This window comes from Stenotrophomonas rhizophila (genome assembly GCF_003751305.1).
GTDB lineage: Bacteria > Pseudomonadota > Gammaproteobacteria > Xanthomonadales > Xanthomonadaceae > Stenotrophomonas > Stenotrophomonas rhizophila_B.
Genome location: NZ_RJKV01000001.1, coordinates 398177 through 413895, shown reverse-complemented (window position 1 = coordinate 413895; position 15719 = coordinate 398177). Strand labels below are relative to the sequence as shown.

At 66.8% G+C, this 15719-nt stretch carries 20 protein-coding genes; 17 read left to right on the top strand and 3 right to left on the bottom strand.

The features are described from left to right. Positions 1-5: 5 nt before the first annotated feature. The 3 genes from EDF74_RS01980 to EDF74_RS01970 all read right to left on the bottom strand — a co-directional run bounded on the left by EDF74_RS01980 (position 6) and on the right by EDF74_RS01970 (position 1898). On the bottom strand, positions 6-314 hold the full coding sequence (locus EDF74_RS01980) for an EF-hand domain-containing protein (protein WP_123728566.1): 309 nt from the start codon (positions 312-314) through the stop codon (positions 6-8). Then, a complete protein-coding gene (gene murA / locus EDF74_RS01975; RefSeq protein ID WP_123728565.1) occupies positions 311-1585 on the bottom strand; it encodes a UDP-N-acetylglucosamine 1-carboxyvinyltransferase in 1275 nt (424 codons plus the stop codon). Before murA ends, EDF74_RS01980 begins: the two co-directional genes overlap by 4 nt. An 82-nt stretch (positions 1586-1667) precedes the next feature. Further along, on the bottom strand, positions 1668-1898 hold the full coding sequence (locus tag EDF74_RS01970) for a BolA family protein (RefSeq protein ID WP_088432818.1): 231 nt from the start codon (positions 1896-1898) through the stop codon (positions 1668-1670). 53 nt (positions 1899-1951) lie between these two features. Between EDF74_RS01970 and EDF74_RS01965 the strand changes: the two genes are divergently transcribed. From EDF74_RS01965 to EDF74_RS01885, 17 genes are all read left to right on the top strand, one after another. Beyond that, positions 1952-2953 (top strand): KpsF/GutQ family sugar-phosphate isomerase, encoded by a 1002-nt coding sequence (locus EDF74_RS01965; RefSeq protein ID WP_123728564.1) that lies wholly within the window; start codon positions 1952-1954, stop codon positions 2951-2953. Positions 2954-2996: 43 nt separating this feature from the next. Continuing rightward, entirely contained in the window at positions 2997-3545 is a 549-nt protein-coding gene (locus EDF74_RS01960; protein WP_123728563.1) for a KdsC family phosphatase, read from the top strand. After that, positions 3542-4108, top strand: a complete 567-nt coding sequence (lptC, locus tag EDF74_RS01955; protein WP_123728562.1) for an LPS export ABC transporter periplasmic protein LptC — start codon at positions 3542-3544, stop codon at positions 4106-4108. Before EDF74_RS01960 ends, lptC begins: the two co-directional genes overlap by 4 nt. Before the next feature lie 120 nt (positions 4109-4228). Continuing rightward, positions 4229-4777, top strand: coding sequence for a lipopolysaccharide transport periplasmic protein LptA (lptA, locus tag EDF74_RS01950; RefSeq protein ID WP_123728561.1), 549 nt, complete (start codon positions 4229-4231; stop codon positions 4775-4777). Next, positions 4777-5496: an LPS export ABC transporter ATP-binding protein gene (lptB, locus tag EDF74_RS01945; protein WP_088432823.1), complete on the top strand. Its 720-nt coding sequence runs from the start codon at positions 4777-4779 to the stop codon at positions 5494-5496. The genes lptA and lptB overlap by 1 nt, the downstream gene beginning before the upstream one ends. Positions 5497-5538: 42 nt before the next feature. After that, positions 5539-6978 carry an RNA polymerase factor sigma-54 gene (locus EDF74_RS01940; RefSeq protein ID WP_123728560.1) on the top strand — a complete coding sequence of 480 codons (1440 nt, stop codon included), beginning with the start codon at positions 5539-5541 and terminating at the stop codon, positions 6976-6978. 58 nt (positions 6979-7036) lie between these two features. After that, positions 7037-7363 carry a ribosome hibernation-promoting factor, HPF/YfiA family gene (gene hpf, locus EDF74_RS01935; RefSeq protein WP_046274055.1) on the top strand — a complete coding sequence of 109 codons (327 nt, stop codon included), beginning with the start codon at positions 7037-7039 and terminating at the stop codon, positions 7361-7363. A gap of 21 nt (positions 7364-7384) precedes the next feature. After that, positions 7385-7837, top strand: coding sequence for a PTS sugar transporter subunit IIA (locus tag EDF74_RS01930; protein WP_121043141.1), 453 nt, complete (start codon positions 7385-7387; stop codon positions 7835-7837). Continuing rightward, complete coding sequence (gene hprK / locus EDF74_RS01925; RefSeq protein WP_019185403.1) at positions 7834-8784, top strand: HPr(Ser) kinase/phosphatase; 951 nt, start codon at positions 7834-7836, stop codon at positions 8782-8784. Before EDF74_RS01930 ends, hprK begins: the two co-directional genes overlap by 4 nt. After that, positions 8781-9677, top strand: coding sequence for an RNase adapter RapZ (gene rapZ / locus EDF74_RS01920; protein ID WP_183073811.1), 897 nt, complete (start codon positions 8781-8783; stop codon positions 9675-9677). The genes hprK and rapZ overlap by 4 nt, the downstream gene beginning before the upstream one ends. A 105-nt stretch (positions 9678-9782) precedes the next feature. Beyond that, complete coding sequence (locus EDF74_RS01915; RefSeq protein WP_019185401.1) at positions 9783-10175, top strand: PTS sugar transporter subunit IIA; 393 nt, start codon at positions 9783-9785, stop codon at positions 10173-10175. Next, complete coding sequence (locus EDF74_RS01910; protein ID WP_121043139.1) at positions 10168-10437, top strand: HPr family phosphocarrier protein; 270 nt, start codon at positions 10168-10170, stop codon at positions 10435-10437. Before EDF74_RS01915 ends, EDF74_RS01910 begins: the two co-directional genes overlap by 8 nt. Before the next feature lie 59 nt (positions 10438-10496). After that, positions 10497-12215, top strand: a complete 1719-nt coding sequence (gene ptsP / locus EDF74_RS01905; RefSeq protein ID WP_123728559.1) for a phosphoenolpyruvate--protein phosphotransferase — start codon at positions 10497-10499, stop codon at positions 12213-12215. 174 nt (positions 12216-12389) lie between these two features. Further along, positions 12390-13751, top strand: a complete 1362-nt coding sequence (mgtE, locus tag EDF74_RS01900; protein ID WP_123728558.1) for a magnesium transporter — start codon at positions 12390-12392, stop codon at positions 13749-13751. Positions 13752-13764: 13 nt separating this feature from the next. Next, positions 13765-14031, top strand: coding sequence for a hypothetical protein (locus EDF74_RS01895; RefSeq protein WP_123728557.1), 267 nt, complete (start codon positions 13765-13767; stop codon positions 14029-14031). A gap of 67 nt (positions 14032-14098) precedes the next feature. Next, a complete protein-coding gene (locus EDF74_RS01890) occupies positions 14099-14899 on the top strand; it encodes a prolyl oligopeptidase family serine peptidase (RefSeq protein WP_123728556.1) in 801 nt (266 codons plus the stop codon). A gap of 268 nt (positions 14900-15167) precedes the next feature. Further along, positions 15168-15623 (top strand): REP-associated tyrosine transposase, encoded by a 456-nt coding sequence (locus tag EDF74_RS01885; protein WP_123728555.1) that lies wholly within the window; start codon positions 15168-15170, stop codon positions 15621-15623. Positions 15624-15719: the final 96 nt, after the last annotated feature.

Below are 15719 nucleotides of genomic sequence, written 5' to 3'. Positions count from 1 at the left end.
TTTTTTTATTCCGGCTTGGCGTCGCCGAACACCGTCCTGCAGTCCACCCGGATCTGCTGCCGCGTGTCGCGCCAGTAGTACGTGCTGCAATGGCGGTTGCCGTCGACCTTCTTCTCCACGCCGACCGCATAGAACGACTGGAACACTTCGGTACGGCTGACCGTGCCATCCGCATTCCAGTCCATGTCTTCCTGCTGGATGCCTTGGGTGATGGCGATACCGGCATACCAGGCGTAGCCCAGCCACGCCAGCACGATCAGTACCAGCACCAGCAGCGCCTTGCGACGGCGCGTGAACCGGCCGCGCAGGATCATGCGGCGATACGCCGGATGGTGGCGCCCAGCGAGGACAACTTCTCTTCGATGTTCTCGTAGCCGCGATCCAGGTGGTAGATGCGGTCGATGGTGGTGTCACCCTCGGCCATCAGGCCGGCCAGGATCAGCGAGGCCGACGCGCGCAGATCGGTCGCCATCACCGGCGCCCCGCTGAGCTGCTCGGCGCCGCGCACGATCGCGGTGTGGCCTTCCACCTGGATGTCCGCGCCCAGGCGCAGCAATTCGTTGACGTGCATGAAACGGTTTTCGAAGATCGTTTCATTGATCACACCCACGCCGTCGGCCACGCAGTTGAGCGCCATGAACTGCGCCTGCATGTCGGTCGGGAATGCCGGGTACGGCGCGGTGGTCAGGTTGACCGCGCGCGGGCGCTTGCCTTCCATGTCCAGGGTGATGCTGTCTTCGGTGGTCTCGATCTTCGCACCGGCTTCGACCAGCTTGGCCAGCACCGCGTCCATGGTGTTCGGGCGGGCCCGGTTGACCGTGACCTTGCCGCCGGTCATCGCTGCGGCGACCAGGAAGGTGCCGGTCTCGATGCGGTCAGGCAGCACTTCGTGACGGCCACCGGACAGCTTCTCCACGCCTTCGATGACCAGGCGGGCGGTGCCCAGGCCTTCGATCTTCGCGCCGAGCGCGATCAGGCAGTGCGCCAGATCGGTGACTTCCGGTTCCATCGCCGCGTTGTCGAGCACCGTGGTGCCTTCGGCCAGCACGGCGGCCATCAGCACGTTCTCGGTGCCGGTGACGCTGACCATGTCGAAGGTGAAGTGCGCCCCCTTCAGACGGTTGGCCTGGGCCTTGATGAAGCCGTTCTCGACGGTGATCTCCGCCCCCAGCGCCTGCAGGCCCTTGATGTGCTGGTCGACCGGACGCGAGCCGATCGCGCAGCCGCCCGGCAGCGACACTTCGGCCGCACCGAAGCGGGCCAGCAGCGGGCCGAGCACCAGGATCGAGGCGCGCATGGTCTTGACCAGCTCATACGGGGCCACGTGCTGATTGACCGAGCGCGGGTCGACCACGATCGCGCTGCCGCGCGAGAGGGTGCCCTGGTCGATGGTGACCTTGGCGCCCAGCTCACCCAGCAGCTTCACGGTGGTGACCACGTCGTGCAGGTGCGGCACGTTGGTGATCTCCACCGGCGCATCGGCCAGCAGGGTCGCGCACAGGATGGGGAGGACAGCGTTCTTGGCGCCGGAAATGTTCACTTCACCGTGCAGCGGCTTGCCGCCGGTCACTACGATCTTGGCCATGGAATCTACTTGGAATGAGGTAGAGCCGACCGTGGGTCGGCTGATTGAATCGGTGAGGTAGAGCCAACCATCACTCGGCTGACTAGCCCGCTTCGGCCGGGGTGACCGTCTTAAGCGCCAGCGCGTGGATCGCCCCGCCCATCAGATCGCCCAGGGTCGCATAGACCATGCGGTGGCGCGCCAGCGGCATTTTGCCGGCAAAGGCGTCGCAGACCACGGTGGCCTCGAAGTGCACGCCATCGTCACCCTGCACGTCCGCGCGGGCGCCAGGCAGGCCGGTTTCGATCAGATTGCGGATGGTCTCGGCGTCCAACGGGCTTTCCTAATAAAATGAGCGCTCATTCTACTCTTCCACGTGGCGCTCGCATGGCTGTCTCGCCCCAACTCCCCCATCCGGCCGACGCTGCGGCACTGGTCGCCAGTGGCCGCCGCGTGTTCGAGATCGAGCGCGATGCGCTGGGCGCGGTCGCCGAGCGGCTGGGCGAAGCGTTCAGCCAGGCCTGCCAGCTGGTCCTGCAGAGCAAGGGCCGCGTGGTCGCCACCGGCATGGGCAAGTCCGGCCATGTCGCCCGCAAGATCGCCGCCACGCTGGCCTCGACCGGCACCCCGGCCTTCTACGTGCACCCCGGTGAAGCCGGGCATGGCGATCTGGGCATGATCACCGAGGCCGACGTGGTGCTGGCGCTGTCCTACTCGGGCGAGTCCGACGAGCTGCTGATGCTGCTGCCGGTGCTCAAGCGCCAGGGCAACCGCCTGATCGCCATGACCGGCCGCCCGCAGTCCAGCCTGGCCACCGCCGCCGACGTTCACCTGGATGTCAGCGTGCCGGCCGAGGCCTGCCCGCTGGCGCTGGCCCCGACCTCCAGCACCACCGCCTCGCTGGCGATGGGCGATGCGCTGGCCGTGGCCCTGCTCGATGCCCGCGGCTTCACTGCTGACGATTTCGCCCGCTCGCACCCGGCCGGCAGTCTCGGCCGCCGCCTGCTGCTGCACATCACCGATGTCATGCACAGTGGCGATGAGCTGCCGCGCGTGGATATCGGTGCCAGCCTCAGCGAGGCCCTGGTGGAGATGAGCCGCAAGCGCCTGGGCATGACCGCCGTGGTGGATGCCGACAACCATCTGATCGGCCTGTTCACCGACGGCGACCTGCGCCGCGCGCTGGATACCGACCTGGACGTGCGCAGCGCGCGGATCGCCGATGTGATGACCCGCGGCCCACGCACCATTGGTGCCGATCAGCTGGCAGCCGAGGCGGCGCAGCTGATGGAAGCCCACAAGATCAACGGTTTGATGGTGGTCGATGCGCAGGGCCACCTGGTCGGCGCGCTCAACATTCATGACCTGTTGCGGGCCCGGGTGGTTTAAACCACAGTTGTCTTCCTCCATTCAGCTGAGCTGCCCCCAGACGATGCCCTACTCTCCGTTGCCCGGTTTCCCGTCCCACCTGCATGCCGCTGCCGGCCGTATCCGGCTGGCCTGCTTCGACGTGGACGGCACGCTCACCGACGGTCGGCTCTACTACGACAAGGACGGCAACGAGAGCAAGGCGTATTACGTGCAGGACGGACTCGGCCTGAAACTGCTGCAACACCACGGTATCCACCCGGTGCTGATCACCGCGCGCAACAGCCAATCCGCGCTCAAGCGTGGCGCGGATCTGGGCATCGATACCCAGATCGCGGTCGGCGACAAGCTGGCCAGCGTCAAGGCGCTGTGCGAGCAGCACGGTATCGGCCTGGACCAGGTGGCCTTCATGGGTGACGACCTGCCCGATCTCGGTCCGCTGTGCGCGGTCGGCCTGGCGGTTGCGCCGGCCAATGCCCACCCGTGGATCGCCGAGCGCGTGCACTGGCAGACCCGCAGCGATGGCGGCAAGGGCGCGGCGCGTGAGCTGTGCGACGTGCTGTTGGCCGCGCAGGGCCATGTGGACGCGGTGCTGGCGAGGTTCGGCGCATGACCCTGAACCTGCGCACCACCCTGGGCATCGGTCTGCTGCTGGCGGCCGCCTTCACCGGCTGGCTGGCGCTGCATGACCGCGACAAAGGCACGGCCGAGGCCGGCGATGACGCTACCAAGGATTACGTGCTGCATGATTTCCAGATCGTGGCGCTGGACGAACAGGGCAAGGAATCCACGACCCTGCGCGCCCCGCTGCTGGAGCGCCTGCGCAGCGATGAAACGATGAACATCACCACGCCCCTGTTCCTGCTGCCCGATCAGGACGGCAACCACTGGGAGCTGCGCAGCGAGACGGGCTGGGTCAGCGCCAAGGGCGATCAACTCAAGCTGATCGGCAACGTCAGCGGCGACAGCCCGAAGATCGCCAGCGTGCCGCCCACCACATTCCGCACCGATCACCTGGATGTCTTCCCGAACGAAAGCCGCGCCAAGACCGATGCCCTGGTCACCATGACCCGCCCGGGCATGAGTCAGTCCGGCGTCGGTTTCGAGCTGGATTCCAAAACCAAGACCTACCATTTCCTGAGCCAGGCCAAGGGCCGTTACACGCCCCAGCGCTGAGCCACCGCCGCCGCGGCGACGTCCCCACGGACAGGCGCCGGCAGCACAGGAAACCCCGCGATTCACCGGCCGGACTGACGTCTGGTCACGACCCCTACTCTGGCAGGACAGACCCATTCCATGAAGATCCTATTTGCAGCCGCCTGCGCGATCAGTCTTCTCGCCCCCGCGTTCGCGGCCAGCGCGAAGTCCACCGATCGCAATGAACCGATGACCATCGATGCCGGCACCCAGTCGGGCACCCTCGTCGGTGACGGCAAGACCACCCTGTCCCAGGGCGTGGTGGTGACCCAGGGCACGCTCGATCTGCGCAGCGCCGATGCCGAGATCTACATGAAGGACGGCGAAGCGGTCCGCGCCGTGTTCACCGGCAAGCAGGCCAAGCTCAAGCAGCAGCTCGATGACGGCAGCTGGATGGACGCCAGCGCCGACCGCATCGATTACGACATCAAGGCCGAAGTGCTGACCATGACCGGCAACTACCAGGTCAAGAGCGCACGCGGCACCAATGCCGGCCAGAAGATGACCTACAACACCCGCACCGGCGAGATGAACAGTGGTGGCGATGGCACGCGCGTGCGCACCGTCATCCAGCCCAAGAACAAGACCGCCGCACCGGCCGCGCCGGCCGCCAAGACCACCGTGCCGACCCCCGGGAGCAAGAAGTAATGCTCGTCGCCAAAGGCCTGCGCAAGCGCTACAAGCAACGTGAAGTCGTCAAGGACTTCGGTCTGACCCTGGAGGCCGGTGAAGTGGTCGGCCTGCTCGGCCCCAACGGTGCCGGCAAGACCACCTGTTTCTACATGATCGTCGGCCTGGTCGAGACCGATGCCGGCAGCATCGTGCTGGACGGCAAGGACATCACCAGCGACCCGATGTACACCCGCGCCAAGCAGGGCGTGGGCTACCTGCCGCAGGAACCCTCGGTGTTCCGCAAGCTGACCGTGGCCGACAACCTGCGCCTGGTGCTGGAGCTGCGTGACGATCTGGACAAGGCCGGCCGCGAAAAGGAACTGGCCAGTCTGCTGGACGAGCTGCAGATCAACCATGTGGCCGACCAGCTCGGTGCGAGCCTCTCCGGTGGTGAACGCCGCCGCTGTGAAATCGCCCGGGCGCTGGCCGCCAAACCGCGCCTGATCCTGCTCGACGAACCCTTCGCCGGTGTCGATCCGATCTCGGTCGGTGAAATCCAGCGCATCGTCACCCACCTCAAGCAGCGCGGGATCGGGGTGCTGATCACCGACCACAATGTCCGCGAAACCTTGGGAATCTGCGACCGCGCGTATATCCTCAATGAGGGCAGCGTGCTGGCACAGGGCGCGCCGGACGAGATCCTGGCCAACGCCGACGTCCGCCGCGTCTACCTTGGAGACACCTTCAAGCTCTGATCCAGCGGCCGCCGCAACGCCTTCCTTCCGTTCGGCACAGGCATGAAAGCACGGCTGCAGACATCGATGGGGCAACACCTGGTCATGACGCCGCAGCTGCGTCAGGCGATCAAGCTGTTGCAGATGTCCAGCGCCGAGCTGGAGCTGGAAATCAACGAGGCGGTAGAGACCAACCCGCTGCTGGACTGGGCCGAGAACGCTGAACCGGCGCTCGAGGCCAGCCCCGGCGAGGACAGCCCCCCGCCCGCCCCCACCGATACCCATGCCGATGGCGAGCATCAGGTCTCGGCCAGTGATGACTGGTCGCCCGGCGAGGGCGACTGGACCAGCGGCAGCAGTGGCGGCTCTTTCGACGATGACGACAACGGCAGCGCCGCAGAACGCGTGGCCGAGACCGAATCGCTCGCCGACCACCTGCTCTGGCAGTTGCACCTGTCGCACCTGTCGGTCCGCGACCGCAGCATCGGCGCGGCCCTGATCGACGCCTTCGAAGAGGACGGCTACCTGCGCGAGCCCTTGGCGACCATCGCCGAAACCCTGCGCCCGGCGATCCAGGCCGACGAAGCCGAAATCCTGACCGTGCTGCACCAGATCCAGCGTTTCGACCCGGTCGGGGTCGGTGCGCGCACGCTGGGCGAATGCCTGGACCTGCAGCTGCTGGTGCTGCCCGCCGACACCCCCGGCCTGGCCCTGGCCCGCCGCATCGCCGATGGCCCGCTGGAGCGCCTGCCACGCAGCGGTGTGGCCGGGATCGCCCACGAGCTGCGCGAGCCGGTGGCCGAGGTGGAGGTCGCGGTGCAGCTGCTGCGTTCGCTGGATCCGCGCCCCGGCACCCAGATCGGCGAGCTCTCCCACGACAGCTACGTAGTGCCGGACTGTGTGGTCTGGCGCCAGAACGGCGTCTGGCGTGCCGCGCTGGCCGGCCATGCCGGGCCCAAGGTGGTCATCCACCGCGGCTACGAGCAGATGATCCGCCGCTGCGGGGAGGCCGACGCCGGCTACATGCGCGCCCACCTGCAGGAGGCGCGCTGGCTGCTCAAGGGCCTGGAGGCCCGCGGCGAGACCCTGCTGCGGGTGATGCGCTGCCTGCTCGACCAGCAGGCCGCCTTCCTGGAATTTGGCGAACAGGCGCTGCGCCCGCTGACCCTGCGCGAGGTGGCCGGCGAGTTGGGCCTGCACGAATCCACCATTTCACGCGCGATCGCCCGCAAGTACGTACGCACCCCGCGCGGCACGCTGGCGTTGCGCGCCTTCTTCGCGTCGGGCATCGATACCGACAGCGGCGGCGAAGCCTCCAGTACTGCCATCCAGGCGATGCTGCGGCGCCTGATCGATGATGAGAACCCGCGCAAGCCGCTTTCTGACGCCAAGCTGGCTGACCTGCTCAAAACCTCGGGAATACCGGTAGCGCGACGCACCGTAGCGAAGTATCGTGAAGCCATGAACATTTCCGCCTCGCACGAAAGGGTAAGAATCGTCTGACGCTCCACCGCGCCTGGCGGGAAGGTTCATTGGCACATCCGAACAAAGGAGAAACCCGATGCACATCGAGACGTTTGGCAAGGACCACCTTGAGATCACCCCGGCTCTGAACGAGTACGTGGAGACCAAGCTGGAACGGCTGAGGAAGCACTTCGACCAGCACTGCGAGGTTCGCGTGCAACTGTCGATCCGCAAGCCGGAGCACCATGCCGATGCGAGTGTGAATGTTCCCGGGCAGACTCTGCACGCGGACGCCAGCGGCCCCACCATGTACGCCGCGATCGACATCCTGGCCGACAAGCTCGACCGCCTGGTCATCAAGCACAAAGAGAAAAAGCAGCAGCACGCACCGCAACCGCTGCCGGTGGGCGACAATGAGGGCTGATGCCCTCGTTTCCACCCCGACATGCCTCTGACTGATCTTCTGGCGGCCGTCCGCACGCAAGTGCTGCCGGCCGCCGATCGCGACAGCGTGCTGAAGGCCGCAGCCCGCCTGCTGGCCTGCCGCGAAGCCAACGCCGAGCTGCTGTACCAGAACCTGTGCCAGCGCGAGACGCTGGGCAGCACCGCGATCGGCCACGGCATCGCCATCCCACACGGCCGTGCCCCCCTGCTTGAACGCCCCCGCGGCGCCCTGCTGCGGCTGGAATCGCCGGTGGAATTCGGCGGCGATGAACCAGTCGATCTGGTGTTCGCGATTGCCGTGCCCGCGCACTACACCCATCAACACCTGATGCTGCTCTCCGAGCTGGCCGAGCTGTTCTCCGAGCCGGCCATCCGCCAGGCGCTGCGCGAAGCGCGCGACGGCGACGAGCTGCGTCGGGTCATCGAATTCCCCCCGCCGGCGAGTGCCGCATGAATACCAGCATCACCGCGCGCGAACTGTTCGAACAGCAGCGTGACCGCCTGAGCCTGCGCTGGGTCGCCGGCCAGCAGGGCGAGCGCCGTGAGCTGGAGGCCGGCAACAAGGTCTCTCGCCGTCCTTCGCTGGCCGGTTACCTCAACGCGATCTACCCGAACAAGGTGCAGATCCTCGGCACCGAGGAACTGTCCTGGCTGGACTCGCTGGACTCGCGCCAGCGCTGGGAGACCATCGAGCGGATCATGCAGTCCCATCCGCTGGCGCTGGTGATCACCCGCAACCAGTCCTGCCCGGAAGACCTGCGCGCGGCCGCGGACGAATCGCAGACCCCGCTGTGGATTTCACCCAAGCGCGGCCACGAGCTGCTCAACCACCTGTCCTACCACCTGGCGCGCACGCTGGCGCCGCGGGTGATCCTGCATGGCGTGTTCATGGAGATCTACTCCATCGGCGTGCTGATCACCGGTGAAGCCGGCTCGGGCAAGAGCGAACTGGCGCTGGAGCTGCTCAGTCGCGGCCACCGCCTGGTTGCCGACGATGCCCCTGAGTTCACCCAGATCGCCCCGGACGTGCTCGACGGCACCTGCCCGGAGCTGCTGCAGGACCTGCTGGAAGTCCGCGGCCTGGGCGTGCTCAACGTGCGCGAGATGTTCGGTGATACGGCGGTAAAGAAGAACAAGTACCTTCGGCTGATCGTCCACCTGACCAAGCCGATGACCGAGCCCACCCCTTACGGCTATGAACGCCTGACCGGCGACTCGGGTACCCGCCACGTGCTGGACCTGGATGTGCCGCTGATCACCCTGCCGGTGATGCCCGGCCGCAACCTGGCCGTGCTGACCGAAGCCGCCACGCGCCTGCACATCCTGCGGACCAAGGGCATCGACCCGGCCGCGATGTTCATCGCCCGCCACAGCAACATGTTGGAACGCCGCACGCCATGACCACACCCGCCCCCGCCTCCGCCCCGACCGCCGCCACCCTGATCATCGTCAGTGGGCTGTCCGGGTCCGGCAAGACGGTCGCGCTGAAGACCTTCGAAGACCTCGATTACTACTGCTCGGACAACCTGCCGATCGACCTGCTGCCGGATTTCGTGCGCAGCCTGCTGGGCGATCCGGGCCGCGAGGCCCCGCGTCGGCTGGCGGTCGGCATCGACGTGCGTGCGCAGAGCGATCTGACCCAGCTCTCGCACTGGCGCGAAGATGCCAAGGCGGCCGGCCTGGATGCGCAGCTGCTGTTCTTCGATGCCACCGATGAAACCCTGCTCAAGCGCTACGCCGACACCCGTCGCCGCCATCCGCTGAGCCAGCTCGGGCTGTCGCTGCCCGAAGCGATCGCCCGCGAGCGCGAACTCACCGCGCCGCTGCGCGCCGCCGCCGATGCGGTGATCGACACCAGCCACCTCAACGTGCACCAGCTGCGCCGCAAGGTGGTCACCGAATTCGCACTGGCCCACGGCAACAAGCTCTCGCTGCTGTTCGAATCGTTCGCCTACAAGCGCGGCGTGCCGGCCGAAGCGGACTTCGTGTTCGACGTGCGCGTGCTGCCCAATCCGCATTGGGACCCGGAGCTGCGCCCGCTGTCCGGTCGCGATGCCGGGGTGCGCGAGCATCTGGACGAACAGCCCGATGTGCAGCGCTACGCCGGCCAGCTGGTCGATTTCCTGGACACCTGGCTGCCGCGGCTGGGCAATGACACCCGCAGCTATGTGACCGTCGCCTTCGGCTGCACCGGCGGCAAGCACCGCTCGGTGTACATGGCCGAGCGCATGGCCCGCCATGCCCGCGATCAGGGCTGGCCGGAAGTGGCCACCTTCCACCGCGAACTGGACTGAATGCGGCAGTGCCGGGACGGCCGGCATCGACACGCTGAACCGCGGAACACAGCAGTCTTTCACGCGTGCTATCACCAATTCATGTTGACCTGTTAACGTTCGGGAATGACCTGTGGCATTCTCCTCGTAACTCATCCCGGTGTCGGCACGGCCCTGCTGGACGTGGCGACCCGTCTGCTGCGGCACCTGCCGCTGAAGACCGAAGCTTTCGAAGTACCGTTCGACGCAGATATGGACGTCCTGCTCCCGCTCGCCTCGGCCGCTTTGCGCCGGGTGGACAGTGGCCAGGGCGTGCTGATCCTGACCGACCTGTACGGCGCCAGCCCCAGCAATCTGGCCGGGCAACTGGCTCGTCTGGGCACCCCGGCCCGCCGGGTTTCGGCGCTGAGCCTGCCGATGTTGATGCGGGTGATGAATTATCCGGAACAGGGACTGGATCAACTGCCTGCCACAGCCGCGGCAGGCACTCGCAATGGAGCGATTGTCGACGATGCTTGAACGTGAACTCACTGTTTCCAACCGCCTGGGCCTGCATGCCCGCGCCACTGCCAAGCTGGTGCAGGAGCTGGCGCCTTTCCGCTGCAATGTGACCATGGCCGCCAAAGGCCGTGAGATCAATGCCAAGAGCATCATGGGCGTCATGCTGCTGGCCGCCGGCCAGGGCACCCCGGTCACCGTGCGCATCGAGGGCGAAGACGAAGTCGCCGCGATGGACGCGGTGGTCGCCCTGTTCGAGCGGCGTTTCGACGAGGACAACTGAGCATGGGGGGGCAGCCGCGATCGGGATCCTCCGCACCGGCCCGGACCGCGTCCGGGGCGATGCTGTTGTCCGGCCACGGTGCCTCCCGCGGTAACGCTCTGGGCCGTGCCCGGGTGCGCCTGCCGCATGCCCTGGAAGTGGCCGAGCAGCGCATTCCGCCGGCCAAGATCGAGGCTGAGCTGGAGCGCCTGCACGTGGCCGTGGAAGCGGCCCGTGGCGAAATGCACGAGCTGCGCCAGCGCCTGCATGGCGCGCTCAACCAGGAGGTCGGCGAATTCCTCGACCTGCATGCCCTGCTGCTGGATGACCCCGAGCTGCTGTTCGGCCTGGACGAACTGATCCGCAGTGGCCCGTACAGCGCCGGCTACGCCTTGCGCGTGCAGCGCGACCGCCTGGCCAAGGTCTTCGATGGAATGGACGATGCCTACCTGAAGAGCCGCATGGACGATCTGGACCATGTGATCGGGCGCATCCATGCCTTCCTGCAGAAGCGCCCGCCGGACGTCAAAGGCATGGCCGGCGAGATCCTGATCTGCGACAACATCGCGCCCTCCGAGCTGGCCCAGCTGCAGGCCCACGGCGTGGTCGGCATCGTCACCGCAGGGGGCAGCGCGCTCTCGCACAGCGCGATCCTGGCGCGCAGCCTCCACCTTCCGTTGATCGTCAACGTCCCCAACGTGTTGCAGAAGGTCGCCGACGGCGACGTACTGATCATGGACGGCAGTGATGGCACGGTCACCATCAACCCCCAGGCACAGGACCTGCGCGACTACCGCGTGCGCCTGCGTGAGCACGCGCGCGAGCAGCGCGAACTCGGGCGCCTGCGCACCAAACCCAGCCGCACCCGCGATAACGTCGATATCGCCCTGCTCGCCAATGCCGAGTCCAGCGAAGACGTCACCCAGGCGCATGCGCTGGGCGCACACGGGCTGGGCCTGTACCGCACCGAATTCCTGTTCCTGCAGCGCAACGAGCTGCCGGACGAGCAGGAGCAGTTCGAGACCTACCGCGATGCCGCCCTCGGCATGAGCGGTCGGCCGGTCACCATCCGCACCCTGGACCTGGGCGCGGACAAGGCCGACCGCACCGGGCTGACCCTGAGCAACGAAGAAAACCCGGCACTGGGCCTGCGTGGCGTGCGCCTGTCGCTGGCGCGGCCGAAGGTGGCCGACACCCAGCTGCGCGCGATCCTGCGCGCCTCGGCCTACGGCAAGCTGCGTATCCTGATCCCGATGGTCAGCACCCGCGAGGAAATCCTTGCGGTCCGCCGGCGCCTGACCAAGCAGGCCGAGCTGCTGCGCGCGGAAGGCCACGAAGTGGCCGAGCACATCCCGTTCGGCGCGATGATCGAAGTGCCGGCCGCCGCGATCGCGCTGGAGAGTTTCATCGATCTGGTCGACTTCCTCTCGATCGGCACCAACGATCTGGTCCAGTACCTGCTTGCCGCCGACCGCAACAACGAGGCGGTCGGCGAGCTGTACTCGCCGCTGCACCCGGCGGTGGTGCGCCTGCTCGCGCACATCCTGCGCACCGGCCAGGCGTACAACATTCCGGTGGCGGTCTGCGGCGAGATCGCCGGCGACCCGCTGATGACCCGCCTGCTGCTGGCCCTGGGGCTGACGGAATTCAGCCTGCACCCGGGCACCCTGCTGGAAGTGCGCCGTGCGGTGCGCGACAGCGATCTGTCGGTGCTGCAGGCGATGGCGCCCAAGCTGCTGCAGGCACGCGACCGCCGCGGCATCGAACGCTGGATCGAGAAGGCCGGCCTCCATCGGTAGGTATCGACCGTTGGTCGATACGCGCCTGACCGCGCGACGTCGCAGGCGCGGCACGACCAACGGTCGCGCGCTACCCGATTGACACACAAGCGCGCGATAATGACGCGGTGACCACCGCCCATGCCGCATCCTCTACCGGATAGCGGCCTTTTTCTTTTTCCGCAGGAGCTGCGCATGGCCGAAGCCGTACGCCACGACAAGACGGCGCGCCAGCTGCGGCTGTTGTCCGATGCACTGGACAGCGGGCGGTTGGGTCCGGTCCGTCGATTGGTCAACACCCTGGCACCGGCGGAAATCGGCAACCTGCTCGAATCGCTGCCCCCGGGCAAGCGCGAGATCGTCTGGGGCCTGGTCGATCCGGAAGATGACGGCGAGGTGCTGGTCCACGTCGGCGAGGAAGTGCGCGAAAGCCTGCTGGCCGACATGGACCCGGACGAGATCATCGCCGCGGTCGAAGATCTGGACATCGATGACCTTGCCGATCTGGTCGAAGATCTGCCGGACACGGTCATCGATGAAGTGCTCAAGTCGATGGACCGCGAGAACCGCGAGCGGCTTGAGCAGGTGCTGTCGTATCCCGAGGACAGCGCCGGCCGCCTGATGAACCCGGACGTGGTGACCGTGCGCGCCGACGTCAATGTCGATGTGGTGCTGCGCTACCTGCGCCTGCGCGGCGAACTGCCCGACCACACCGATCACCTGTTCGTGGTCAGTCGCCGCCATCAGTACCTGGGCCGCCTGTCGCTGGCCGCGCTGGTGACGCACGAGGACAACACCCCGATCAACCGCCTGATCGATGACGAGCAGCCGGCGATCGATGTCGGCGAGAGCGCCGATGAAGTCGCGCGCCAGTTCTCCGATCATGACTGGGTGTCCGCCCCGGTGGTGGACGACAACAACATCCTGCTCGGCCGCATCACCATCGATGACGTGGTCGACATCATCCGGTCGCAGGCCGAGCACCAGGCGCTGGGCGCCGCCGGTCTGGACGAAGAGGAAGATCTGTTCTCGCCGATCAAGCGCGCCGTACGCGGCCGCGTGGTCTGGCTGGGCATCAACCTGTGCACCGCGTTCCTGGCAGCCAGCGTGATCGGCCAGTTCGAGCTCACCCTGCAGAAGGTGGTGGCGCTGGCCGTGCTGATGCCGATCGTGGCTGGCGTCGGCGGCAATGCCGCCGTGCAGGTGCTGACCCTGATGGTGCGCGGCATCGCGCTGGGCCAGGTCGGCCAGAGCAATGCGCGCATCCTGCTGTGGAAGGAATCGCGCGTCGCGCTGATCAATGGCACCCTGATCGGTACCGTGGTCGGCATCATCGCCTACCTCTGGTTCCACAGCTTCCTGCTGTCGCTGGTGATCACCCTGGCGCTGATCATCAACTTCTGCGCCGCGGCCCTGGCCGGTGTGCTGCTGCCGCTGCTGCTCAAGCGCATGAACGTGGACCCGGCCGTGGCCGGCACCGTGGTGGTCACCGCCGTCACCGACGTCATGGGCTTCTTCAGTTTCCTCGGCCTGGCCAGCCTGATCCTGCTGCACTGACCCTGGACCCCGCATGGCCCTGACACTCGACAATTATTTCGTCCCTGGCTGGCGCGACGCGACATATACCTGCGCCGCCTGCGAATGGCAGGGCAGCGCGCGGCAGATGCCGATGGAACTGCACGAAGACGAAGCCCAGTTCGACTGCCCGCAGTGCGAGAACCCGATCCTGCTGGTGGTCCACCCCAGCCTTGCCCAGGTGCAGGCCGCCGCCGCCGACGGTCACCCCGAAGCGATCGAACAGCTGGACATCCTCGCCGCGGCCCCGCGCCCGCACTGATGCACTGCAAGATGCTCCGGCGCGCCACCGGGCCTAGACTGAAAACGATTTCAATCAGGGCACGACAATGGCACGACGCTGGGGTGGATGGCTGCTGTGGGCGGTGGCGATGATGACGGTGGCTGGCTGTGCGACCACCCCGGCTGGCTCCGGCGGCCAGTTCGTCGGCCGTGCGGTGAAAGTGGATGGGCAGACCGCGTATTACCAGGTATTCGTGCCGCGCAACGCTGCCGCCTCACGCGGCGAATTGCCGGTCGTCCTGTTCCTGCATGGCTCCGGTGAGCGTGGCCGCGACGGCCGCCGCCAGACCCAGGCCGGGCTGGGGCCGCACCTGCGCCAGCATGCCTCCACCTTCCCTGCGCTGGTCGTGTTGCCGCAGACGCCGGATGACCAGGAGTGGTCGGGCGACAACAACCGCATCGCGCTGGCTGCACTGGATGCCGCCATCGCCGAGTTTGGTGCCGACCCGCAGCGGCAGTACCTGACCGGGATGTCGATGGGCGGCTACGGCAGCTGGAACATCGCGCTGGCCGAACCGACCCGCTTCGCCGCCATCGTGCCGGTCTGCGGCGCGGTGCTGTCCCCGCACCAGAGCCGCCCGGACCTGCAGGTGGAGGCGGTGGCCGACCAGAGCGACCCGTATGCCGCCATTGCCCAGCGCCTGCGCAACGTCCCGATCTGGATGTTCCATGGCGCGCTGGACGACCTGGTGCCGCCGGAGGACGACCGTAAGCTGCACGCCGCGTTCCAGCAGGCCGGCGCGAAGGACGTGCGCTACACCGAGTACCCCGAAGGAAACCACAATGCCTGGGACGCCACGTACGCCGACGACGCGATGTGGGCCTGGTTGTTCGCGCAGAGGCGATGATCGGCTGATGCGAAAGCGAATCTGGTAGTGCCGGCCGCTGGCCGGCTCTGCAGAGGCCCGGTAGTGCCGGCCGCTGGCCGGCTCTGCAGCAAACCGTCATCAATCGCATGCGCTTCGTGAAGCCGGCCAGCGGCCGGCACTACCGCATTACCGAGTGGATCGATGCCGAGCCGGCCAGCGGCCGGCACTACCTTGTTTGGGTCTTCGGCGATAACGGTTTGCGCCGTTGGCCGATATCATGGCGCTGCGGGATCACTCACGAAGCAGCATGAGTTCTTCTCGACTACGCGTGGGGCGCTGTTCCATTCCAGGACAGAGCTATGTCCTGACCATGGTCTGCCATCACCGTAGGCGCTGGTTTGTGGATCCCGAGGTTTCTGCAATTGCCATCTCGCACCTGAAGGAAATGGACGAACGTGGATACGTACGATCCCTTGCCTGGGTGGTCATGCCCGACCATCTGCACTGGTTGGTGGAACTGGAAGCTAAGCCACTTGCCGATATCGCTCGACGCTTGAAATCATCGACTGCGTTGGCAATCAATCGATCGCTGGGTCGTGGTGGTTCGTTCTGGCAAGCCGGTTACCACGATCACGCCGTGCGTCGCGACGAGTCGCTGCATCGGCATGCCCTTTACATCCTCGGCAATCCGATCCGTGCAGGGCTTTCAGAGCAGATCGGAGACTACCCGTACGCGTGGACCCTGTGGCCACATGACCGGTAGTGCCGGCCGCTGGCCGGCTGCCGATGCATGCTGCAGAGCCGGCCAGCGGCCGGCACTACCCTGCGTGCTGGGTGGATTTCTGCGGAGCCGGCCAGC

Coding starts and splice junctions, on each gene's coding strand:
- EDF74_RS01890 (WP_123728556.1), top strand. CDS start 14,099: ATGGCACGACGCTGGGGTGGATGGCTGCTGTGGGCGGTGGCGATGATG.
- EDF74_RS01960 (WP_123728563.1), top strand. CDS start 2,997: ATGCCCTACTCTCCGTTGCCCGGTTTCCCGTCCCACCTGCATGCCGCT.
- mgtE (WP_123728558.1), top strand. CDS start 12,390: ATGGCCGAAGCCGTACGCCACGACAAGACGGCGCGCCAGCTGCGGCTG.
- lptC (WP_123728562.1), top strand. CDS start 3,542: ATGACCCTGAACCTGCGCACCACCCTGGGCATCGGTCTGCTGCTGGCG.
- rapZ (WP_183073811.1), top strand. CDS start 8,781: ATGACCACACCCGCCCCCGCCTCCGCCCCGACCGCCGCCACCCTGATC.
- murA (WP_123728565.1), bottom strand. CDS start 1,585: ATGGCCAAGATCGTAGTGACCGGCGGCAAGCCGCTGCACGGTGAAGTG.
- lptA (WP_123728561.1), top strand. CDS start 4,229: ATGAAGATCCTATTTGCAGCCGCCTGCGCGATCAGTCTTCTCGCCCCC.
- EDF74_RS01965 (WP_123728564.1), top strand. CDS start 1,952: ATGGCTGTCTCGCCCCAACTCCCCCATCCGGCCGACGCTGCGGCACTG.
- lptB (WP_088432823.1), top strand. CDS start 4,777: ATGCTCGTCGCCAAAGGCCTGCGCAAGCGCTACAAGCAACGTGAAGTC.
- hprK (WP_019185403.1), top strand. CDS start 7,834: ATGAATACCAGCATCACCGCGCGCGAACTGTTCGAACAGCAGCGTGAC.
- EDF74_RS01910 (WP_121043139.1), top strand. CDS start 10,168: ATGCTTGAACGTGAACTCACTGTTTCCAACCGCCTGGGCCTGCATGCC.
- EDF74_RS01885 (WP_123728555.1), top strand. CDS start 15,168: ATGAGTTCTTCTCGACTACGCGTGGGGCGCTGTTCCATTCCAGGACAG.
- ptsP (WP_123728559.1), top strand. CDS start 10,497: ATGCTGTTGTCCGGCCACGGTGCCTCCCGCGGTAACGCTCTGGGCCGT.
- hpf (WP_046274055.1), top strand. CDS start 7,037: ATGCACATCGAGACGTTTGGCAAGGACCACCTTGAGATCACCCCGGCT.
- EDF74_RS01930 (WP_121043141.1), top strand. CDS start 7,385: ATGCCTCTGACTGATCTTCTGGCGGCCGTCCGCACGCAAGTGCTGCCG.
- EDF74_RS01980 (WP_123728566.1), bottom strand. CDS start 314: ATGATCCTGCGCGGCCGGTTCACGCGCCGTCGCAAGGCGCTGCTGGTG.
- EDF74_RS01895 (WP_123728557.1), top strand. CDS start 13,765: ATGGCCCTGACACTCGACAATTATTTCGTCCCTGGCTGGCGCGACGCG.
- EDF74_RS01915 (WP_019185401.1), top strand. CDS start 9,783: ATGACCTGTGGCATTCTCCTCGTAACTCATCCCGGTGTCGGCACGGCC.
- EDF74_RS01940 (WP_123728560.1), top strand. CDS start 5,539: ATGAAAGCACGGCTGCAGACATCGATGGGGCAACACCTGGTCATGACG.